This is a genomic window from Streptococcus suis, assembly GCF_002964045.1.
In the GTDB taxonomy this organism is placed as follows: Bacteria; Bacillota; Bacilli; order Lactobacillales; family Streptococcaceae; genus Streptococcus; species Streptococcus suis_U.
This window is the reverse complement of record NZ_POPB01000646.1, coordinates 1-308: the sequence shown is the minus strand read 5'-3', so window position 1 is coordinate 308 and position 308 is coordinate 1. Positions and strand designations below refer to the sequence as shown.

The following is a 308-nucleotide window of genomic DNA, read 5'->3' as shown; positions in this document are numbered from 1 at the left end:
GGATTAATACTAGGAAACCAGTTAATATCAAATATTTTTACTACCCTATTCTTATTACTTATTTTACAAAGTAAAGGTTCAATTCTATATCTATCATAAAGTTCTTGAATTATGTCTTTTTGATTACTAGACAAATATAAATCCTTATCCTCAATATATATTTTATCGTAACAATTTAGAAAACTATAAGCTGCTTTTACTTTCTCAACTGGCAAATCCATAAATTTATTAAAGTAATCATTAACAGAATTATTCGATTGAGTATCGCATAAATATAAATGACATTTTTCTTCTCTACGATAGTAGAA

The 308-nt window shown here is 24.4% G+C and carries 1 protein-coding gene; it reads right to left on the bottom strand.

Going from position 1 to position 308, the window contains the following annotated elements; translation table 11 throughout:
* On the bottom strand, window positions 1–221 hold a 221-nt coding region (locus C1E99_RS15360; RefSeq protein ID WP_238146260.1), incomplete at its 3' end, for a hypothetical protein.
* Window positions 222–308: the final 87 nt, after the last annotated feature.